General features: G+C 59.1%; 7 protein-coding genes and 2 pseudogenes. 4 read left to right on the forward strand and 5 right to left on the reverse strand.

Translation table 11 applies throughout. The features are described from left to right. Positions 1-25: 25 nt before the first annotated feature. Positions 26-340: a quaternary ammonium compound efflux SMR transporter SugE gene (gene sugE, locus F758_RS0142210; protein WP_024513408.1), complete on the reverse strand. Its 315-nt coding sequence runs from the start codon at positions 338-340 to the stop codon at positions 26-28. Positions 341-911: 571 nt separating this feature from the next. On the opposite strand from sugE, the gene F758_RS53715 reads away from it, so the two are divergent. Further along, entirely contained in the window at positions 912-1178 is a 267-nt protein-coding gene (locus tag F758_RS53715; protein WP_084306162.1) for a nuclear transport factor 2 family protein, read from the forward strand. A gap of 174 nt (positions 1179-1352) precedes the next feature. Further along, a pseudogene (locus tag F758_RS49080) lies at positions 1353-2119 on the forward strand (IS5 family transposase). A gap of 520 nt (positions 2120-2639) precedes the next feature. Here F758_RS49080 and F758_RS49085 read toward each other — a convergent pair. After that, entirely contained in the window at positions 2640-3296 is a 657-nt protein-coding gene (locus F758_RS49085) for a hypothetical protein (RefSeq protein WP_157450541.1), read from the reverse strand. 475 nt (positions 3297-3771) lie between these two features. After that, complete coding sequence (locus F758_RS0142230) at positions 3772-3978, reverse strand: cold-shock protein (protein WP_024513410.1); 207 nt, start codon at positions 3976-3978, stop codon at positions 3772-3774. A gap of 387 nt (positions 3979-4365) precedes the next feature. On the opposite strand from F758_RS0142230, the gene F758_RS50590 reads away from it, so the two are divergent. Further along, complete coding sequence (locus F758_RS50590; RefSeq protein ID WP_157450543.1) at positions 4366-4587, forward strand: hypothetical protein; 222 nt, start codon at positions 4366-4368, stop codon at positions 4585-4587. Between the two features lie 1404 nt (positions 4588-5991). On the opposite strand, the gene F758_RS52680 is transcribed toward F758_RS50590, so the two are convergent. Both F758_RS52680 and F758_RS0142250 read right to left on the reverse strand, forming a co-directional pair. Further along, positions 5992-6201, reverse strand: a complete 210-nt coding sequence (locus tag F758_RS52680) for a thioredoxin domain-containing protein (RefSeq protein ID WP_245286777.1) — start codon at positions 6199-6201, stop codon at positions 5992-5994. 307 nt (positions 6202-6508) lie between these two features. After that, positions 6509-7099 carry an amino acid synthesis family protein gene (locus tag F758_RS0142250; RefSeq protein ID WP_035725213.1) on the reverse strand — a complete coding sequence of 197 codons (591 nt, stop codon included), beginning with the start codon at positions 7097-7099 and terminating at the stop codon, positions 6509-6511. Between the two features lie 415 nt (positions 7100-7514). On the opposite strand from F758_RS0142250, the pseudogene F758_RS46115 reads away from it, so the two are divergent. After that, positions 7515-8170: pseudogene (locus F758_RS46115) on the forward strand (hypothetical protein); the annotation flags it as partial.

Raw genomic sequence — 8170 nt, forward strand, 5'->3', positions numbered from 1 at the left:
GTCAATCTGCATCGCGCCGCACGGCCTAAGAAGTAAGTCTCAGTCCGATGATGCCCAAGAGAATGAAGCCGATACAGGCAAGCCTAAGCGACATCGCGGGCTCGTTGAAAAGATAGATTCCGAGCACCGTAGTGCCGACGGTGCCAATGNCCGTCCACACCGCATAGGCCGTACCGACCGGCAGCGACTTAAGNGCGAGTCCGAGGAATCCAATACTGGCCGCCATGGCGAGGACTGTGCCGATTGTTGGTAAGAGGCGTGTGAAACCTTCGGTGTATTTGAGGCCGATTGCCCAGGTAATTTCGCACAGGCCAGCAACGATGAGGAAGAGCCAAGCCATGGGAACGCCCCTACTGTTTAAACCCCCTTAGCAAGGTGTTTCTAACGTATGCCTCAAAATCAAGCTTGGAAAATCTGTAACAGGATCGGGGCTTGGCAGCCGTCGAAGCTGCCAGCAGGGGCTGCAATGACGTCAGTCGATAGCCTACTCGAACCGCCATCGAAGAGTCGGCTATGGGTCATCTGCGTCGATTCGGCCGCGCGCCAGACCTTTCCGGTCTTCCCCTGGCAGGCGACATGTCGACAATCGCTAGAGTTTCGTCGATATGGCCGACGGGCGACATCAACGACGGCTCATTCCGCGGTGTTCTCACCCGTTGTGTTCTCGTCGGATGGGTCAAATCTCACGACAGGCGGTAGCAAAACAGTTCACAGGCGATGTCGGATAGGCTGACCTTTCTGCGTCCTAGGTTCGCAACAGGAGAACCAAACAATGCCTGAACATGCCGACGCCGAAGAAGCCTTGATCAAAACCCTTCTTGGGCAGACGCTGTCCGCCGTCACGATCTTCCCGCGATCGTTGCGCATCACGATCAAGAAATGGTGATGTTCGATCTGCCGCCACCGCTTCAATGCAGGGGCATCGAAGCGTACGCCCAGACGTGGGATCTTTTTTTCGCTATCACAAACCCGGCGCGGGCTTTGATTTCCGAGAACTCGCCATAACCGCGGGCGCGGCGGTCGCCTTCGCAGTAGCCATCATGTGGTGCGGACCCGATTCGTCGAGCAACCCCATGGACAAGGACGGTTTCCTTTTCAGGCTCACGGTGGGATTGCGCAAAATCGATGGCAACTGGCGCATTACGCACGAGCATCACTCAGTGCCCGCTACAGACTGACTCTGCAGGCTAGTCAGCCGGCGCGTCGGCTGTGGGTCATTTTCGACGGTTTCAGCGGAGATTGTCGGCGTCTGATGTCCGCTTCTACCCGTAAGCGTCCAACCGGGGCCTGCCCGGAAGCGTTGCGTCTGGCCAGACCCTGTGATTCAAGCTTCCAAACCGGGAGCTCGAATCATGCGCTACGAACTCGGCCGATTATGAATGGATTGCCATCAAGCCCATGCTGCCGAACAAGCCGCGTGCCCGTTCTCGGGTTACCGACCGTCGTAGTCTTCAATGGCATTTTCTGGGTCTTGCGCTCTGGAGCACCTTGGCGTGATCTGCCCGAGATGTTTGGTCCGTACACCACATGCTACAACCGCTTCGTCCGTTGCCGGCGGGCTGGTGTCTGGGCCCGCATCATAGAAGCACTTGCTGCTGCCCACGATGCCACTGTCCAAATGATCGACACCTCGATTGTTCGCGTGCATCAGCATGGAGCCTGCATCACCAGAAATCGGCGCCAGTCGATGGGAAGGTCACGCGGCGGCTTGACGAGTAAAATCCACGCGGTGGTCGATAGCAATGGTCTGCCGGTGCGACTGGCATTGAGCCCGGGCGAGGCACACGACGTTCGACTTGCCGGAAAACTGCTGTCTCGTCTGAAATCCGGGTCAATGCTGCTTGCCGACCGTGGCCATGACGCCGACTGGATCAGAGAGCTTGCCATGAAGAAGGGCGCGTGGGCCAACATCCCGCCGAAGAGCAATCGCAGCGATCCGGTCTGCTTCAGCCCGTATCTCTACCGCGCTCGCAACCGGGTGGAGCGGTTCTTCAATAGGATCAAGCAGCGTCATCTGGTGGCGACGCGCTATGATAGGCTTGCCGCCAACTACCTCGCCTTCATTCAACTCGCATCCATCCGACTATGGCTGGCCCCGCGTTGTGAGTCCACGCCCTAGATCGAGCAGGCGGGGACAGTGGCGCGGGCGCTCGTTGCGGTAAAGGTGTTCAATTGCCTGGTGGGCGATCTTGCTCCTCGCAGTGATAGTCTGCACGATCGCGCAGATATTTTGGCCGGCTTAGACCAAACAGCGCCGCTGGCAGCGGGAAGCGCTGATGCGCGTCCTCTCCGGCGACGATGAATCCTAGACTCGGCACCTCGCGGCGTCGGGAATTTTTTCACGCAGCGGCTGATCTCTTTTCGGCCAGGCCAATTGCTGCTTTCGCGGGATTGAGCTTCGAGCAATCGGGCCGCCGGGGAAAGCCTGGCGGCCCCACCACTCGGACCGAAGCCCCGCGCGTCTGTTCTCGGTTGTCGCGATTTTGAACTAGGTTATCGATAGGCTGGCCGACACAGATTGACGACGAAGCTTGAACCTAAGATGCGACCGTTAGCCCTGGGTCAAACTTCTGTTACGCCTCCGTCAACGCCCTCAGCCTTTTGGTGTGGTCGCCGACTGAAGCCCGACACGGCCGAACCTATCCTGCGCCAGATCCTGGTGCCGGGGCAGGACTCAACGGGGCACCTCCAACCGAAAAAGGCCCGACCGGTTTAGGCAGCCGAGATGTTCTCTTGCGAGATGCGTCCCGGGCGCCACCCTTTGGATGTGGGATGGAGGAGGTCGTCAGCGGTGTCACCGCATTTTGTAGGGTGTCCATTCGCGCAACTAGCAAAGACAGTTGATTGGATATTCTTTTCAGCTCCGTCTGTTGAGCTGTGGAGCCCTGCCTGAGGGAATCCAAAGCGGCTGCGCCTTGCTGCAACAGTGCTGTATTTTGTTGCAGAGCAGCTCCATTTTCCTGCAGCGCGGCTGAATTTTGCTGTTGAACCGAATGAATATCCTTCAGCGCGGCGCTGAGGGGATCCGGTATCGGAGCGGGAGCCATCTCGCGTGGAAACAGTTCAGCGAAAATACTGAAATGCGGCAGAGTAATATCAATCGGCCAAGCATATGCTGCCGCCACCGCACCGACGAGGACTAAAACGGATAAGGACGCAACTATCGTCAGCACTCGACTGGACCGCGCGTTCGGTACTGAAGGCTGTTTGTCGAGCTGCGTTTGATTACTCAGCGCTTCAGCTTGCGATTCTTTATCCGCTGTGTCGGCCACTGCGTTCTCGCCTTCAATAAACAAGGAAGAGCCGTTCCCGCAGACGATCTCTTGTGCGATTGTCCACGTAAAATCGCTTTAGATCATGGGCTTGTAGGGTTAATGATTGGTTGCTGTGTGGGCCGCTTGCCGTGGTCGTCAGCCATTGCAAAGAACGACCCGAGAGTGAACCAGCTCACACTTGCTCGGCTCCGGGCCTGCTAATTCTAACAGCGCTGGGGGATTTCAGGGGCCCAGTACCAGGCGCCGCCGGGACACAATATTTCGAGCCCGACGGCGTAATTTTTTTGACAGTCGGGCGCGAGCCGAAAGACCCGCGCTTACTTTGAGCGGCGGTTCTCGGCAGTCAGTTTTCCACATTCGCAGCGAAATATGCGAAGCGTTCGGCCGTCCTTCGGGCTGGTGATGCTAAACATTAGCTCAGCCTTCCTATCGCAGTGGACGCAGCGAGTTACGTCCGCTTCAAACGCGATACTTTGAAGGGTCATGGGATAGGCAATCAGCCGATGCGCAGATTTTCGGCAGCCGTCTTGCCATTCCGCGTCGTGACAAGCTCATAGCTGATCTTGGCGCCCTCAGCGAGACCAGTATATCCAGCCCTTTCAACAGCCGAGATATGGACGAACACGTCCGGCCCGCCTTCGTCTGGCTTGATGAAGCCATATCCTTTCGTCGCGTTGAACCACTTCACTGTACCAATAGCCATTTCAAAATCTCCTGAAACAAAAAGAACGATTGATCGAACGTGATTCCTCAGTCGATCTAGCGGCAAGCCCGCGGCAAAAAGCCGTCGCTGAATGGTCACGGCGACGGCTATCGGCCATAATTGTTAATGATTTATTGCGCCCAAGTCGCCTCGGCGTGTCTCGCCAGCCGCTGCCGGTTGCGCTTGCTATATGATCGGCGCCGGCAGTTCATGCTGCATCGCGCTCCATGGCTGCCAGGGCCTTCCGCGCGATCTCCGAGACCCGCGCGCGCCGCCTGCTCGTGACACAGGCGCTCCCAAGCCCGATACTCTTGGCTAGGCGGCACATGGGACGATCAGGATCAACTTTTGCGGGAAGATCAGGACGGATAAGCAGAGAGGGCGAACATGACTGACGATCAGGTCAATCGGATTGTCGAGCACCTTTGCCAGCACTTGCACGTGGCGATCCAGTTGAAGGGCACACAGCCCGAGGTCCGCCCTCCAAATCTCAAGGATCTTGATCTTAATCCTGTGTCTGTAAAAGCCGTATTGTTGACAGGCTTGCATTGGGCGGGCGTCACAGTTGCCGAGAAGACAGACGCTAGCGAGGAGCCACCTTGGTCGTGACGAAAAGCGCGGGACCCGAAGCCCGAGAGCGCCGTTTCGGATCCTTCGGGCCCAACGCGCGTTGAGGAGCCTGAGCAGGAGGATCGGAGGTGGGTAGTGTGTACCGTTCCTCTCGACCTTCAAAGAAGGTCCGAACAACGTTGGGCCGCGCGGCTTCAGCGGCCGGCGGAACCGGGTGCAACTTTAGAACATCGGCTTAAAGAAACGGATCGCCAGCCCGCCGCGTCCAGTAAGACCAAAAGGAAAACTCGCCCGGCTAAACTGACGGGTTTGAGCTCTGCGCTCCCGGTGTGAGCGCAGGACCGAACCCCTCGCGCCCTTGCTCGTCACCGCCTTACCGGAGCAAATCCGGCCGTGACCCAGCGAACGTTACAGACAATCGAATGGAACGCGTATCCACTTCGAACGCCACCGGCGAAGGAGCGCCTGCTGTTGATCGTGTCCGCAGCCGGCCAACCGCCAAGTCTCAAGCTCATAGGCAAGAGTGAGGTTGCGATCGGATATTGGACGGGCGACGCCTTTCGGGTGATCTCCGGCTATTCGCGACCGCGACTGATGCCCCTCGATTGGCAGCCGACGGTAACCCATTGGGCGAGGATTGCGTCATGTTTGCCCGAGGCGATCGATCTCGTTCGCGACAGAAGATTCGACCCTGACGTTAAGGATTGAACGCGGGATCCCGCGCCCAAAACAAAAACCCGCCGGCGTCTGTGGTCGTCGGCGGGCAGGTCTGGCATGCGCAGCATCACACCCAAGTTAAACCGTGATGCCCTTAATCTAATCTAGACCAGCTCGATTGAGCCTTCCCTACCGCGTGTGTCGCCAACCGCCGACGGTTACGCTTCCTATACGATCGGCACCGGCGCTTCATTCGGGCAGCCTCTCGCCGTGCCGAGTGGCGTCGTATTCTTTTTCCAAGCTCGTCAGCATCTCGGCGTATGGAATACGGGAAAGCTCAGCTGTCCGTCGTCAAGTCTCGCATCCAGCACCAATTACGCGGCGATCCCGGCCATCTTTACGCAGTCGCGAAGGCTCTCGTCGATGGGCAATGGCGTCCATTGCCCACGATGCGCCACCTCAACGAAGCGCCTCATCAATTCCTCGCAGAATCACGAGAGAATCATAGCAGCGGCAGCCAACGCTTTCACGCAGCCAGGGTCATTTTCGACCCGGTCAGCCGGCCTTATCTGCCAGCTCCCTTCCGCTTCACGCTGAGCAGCTGACGTTTGCCGCAGGTCTGCATAAACTCTACTATTTACTTTTTGAAAGATGTTTCGCCTGCAACGCAGTAACGGCAGATGAGTAGCCGACGTGCGAAAAACGTTTTCTGTAGCCGGTGGGGCGCTTAGGCCTCGGCTTTATTCGTCCTTTCATTCGATCGAGCAGCCAATAGAGGCCTTTTGGTCAGCAGGCGCGACACCGGTGGTCGCAATCGCACGCATGGCCTCGACAAGCTCTCGGGACGCCCCCGGAGCAAATCGCTGCAAAGCCTACGCCCTCCGACATCAGCACGCAGGTGTCCGAAACCATGCGGTCGATCACCGCTTTGACAAAGGGGCAATGATTGCAGATGAAGACGACGACCGTGCCCTTTTTGCCCGCAACGTCGTTCAGCGCGTAAGTCTTGCCGTCGGTGGCCGGAAGCCGGAACTCCGCCGCCGGGTATCAAGAAGGACCTGGGTCGCTGTTGCCGCCATCACGCACCTCCTTGTGCCAAAATATATGCTGACGACGACCTGCCGGGGCGCAGTTTCCAAAGCCTGCTCGCGAGTCGCGTGACGTCAGCCATTTCCGGTCTACCCCCCTGACAGCCGACGTGGAGAGGAGTTTTGATGTTGGTCGTCAGGGCCAGTTCCGGCTCTCCCGCCGCAGCTTTTTTTGATCACCTTGCCGGCCTGCGCTAGCTTTAGAGTCGATCCAACTAGCTGTTGGCGAAGGATGCGACGAGCGCATCGACCTCCTTCTGATCCGGACCCTTGCATCGGGCGTTGACGCGCGGACCTGTGGCGTAGCCGATCCAAAGGACAATCTCGTGTGGTCGCGGCGCGTCATGGATCAGCACTGGGGTCGAATCGAAAGCATCGAGATCCCAACCCTCGTCGAGCGGCCCATAGATGAGATCCACGGGCGTGCCTGGCGGGCCCACCTTGGCGTGGCCCGGAATGATGACGCGACCGCGTTTGATCGCGCCGCGCATCGCCATGCCGAGTCTCGGATGGATCATTGCGGCGCCATGCTCAAGGTCGCCGCCGATGCCGACTAAAGCCGCCTTGGAGTAGGCGCGCAGCTGTGCCGGGCTCGCGCCTAACGTCGCGAGCGCCGCTTTGGTGAGCGAAGACCCGAGCCCGACCGAATAATCGATCAGAGGCTTGAGGTCGGCGCCGGCCGCCTTGCCGGCGAGCGGGTTCTCGAAGACGGCGGCGATCGCAACGCGTCGCAGCGGAGGGCTGACGGGCGCGCCGTACTCGCTGTTGATCTCCTCGACGAAAGTAACGGTTTTGCGGATGGTCATGATGTGCTTGCTCACTATGTTCGCTCAGACTTTCTAATTCAGATCCGAAGACTAGCACCTTATCGCCTTTGTGCGCGGGCCATTGAGATGCGTCAGGTTCAATCGCGTCGGCCTGGCCGGGGCGAGCGGCTTCCGGTCTACCCTGACCCTGCCGACCTTCTCAGAGACGCGCCATACTTCGCATTCGGGCAATAGCGCTGGTCAGCGGCCACTTCTTCAAAACCTCTGTTGAAGACCCCAGCGCGCATCGCGAAGCCGGGAAGGATGGTGAAATACAGGCCGGTCGCGCGCTTTCCATAGTCGGACGATCTAGAAAGCCTAACCCGAAAGGGGTAGGCCAGGATCGTCCTTGCGAGGAATAGACTTTGCCTGCCGCCGAAGGGTATGGTGACCGATCGGGATGGGGCATGTCAGCATGCGGCAGGTGATTGCTGATGCATTAGGCGGCTCGGACGAGGCGCCAATTGCTCGAAAGCCCACGAAGCACCCCACCGCGGGCCTGCGATGCGCGGTCGTGTGGACCACTGCGGCTTGCCTCTCAGCGGCTTTGGCGTCGGAAACGCAGGCTCTACCTGACGCGCGGCACGCGCAGGCAAACCAGGTCGGCGCCAGATCGGTGCAGGTTGCGCAATCAACAACGAGCGATACGCGGGAGCTGCAGCAGGTTCTCGAGCAAGAACACCGCAAAGCCGAGATGCTGGCTCGCGAGCTCGCCAACGCACGGCGCGAAGTTGAGACGCAGTCGGGGCTAGCGGCGAAGGACACCGCCGAGGCCTGCAAGCTGAATCAGCCGGCCGACAGTGACACGGTCGAGCTGCGAAACTTCCTGCAACGGGAGCGCAACCGAAGGGAGCAGATCGAGCGGTATCTCGCTGCGGTCCAGGATGCTGTCGAGATGCAGACGCGGGCCGAGGCGAACGCTGAAGCGAGCCAGCTCAAGCAGGCGGCAGACAGCACCCCGGCGAAGCTGAAAAACTCCCTGCAACAGGAGCAGGAGCGGGCAGTGCGGCTGGAGCAAGATCTTGCGGCGGCCCGGCGCGAAGTCGAGACACAGGCGGCGTTGGCGGCGAA

Source organism: Bradyrhizobium sp. ARR65 (genome assembly GCF_000472385.1).
Classification (GTDB): Bacteria; Pseudomonadota; Alphaproteobacteria; order Rhizobiales; family Xanthobacteraceae; genus Bradyrhizobium.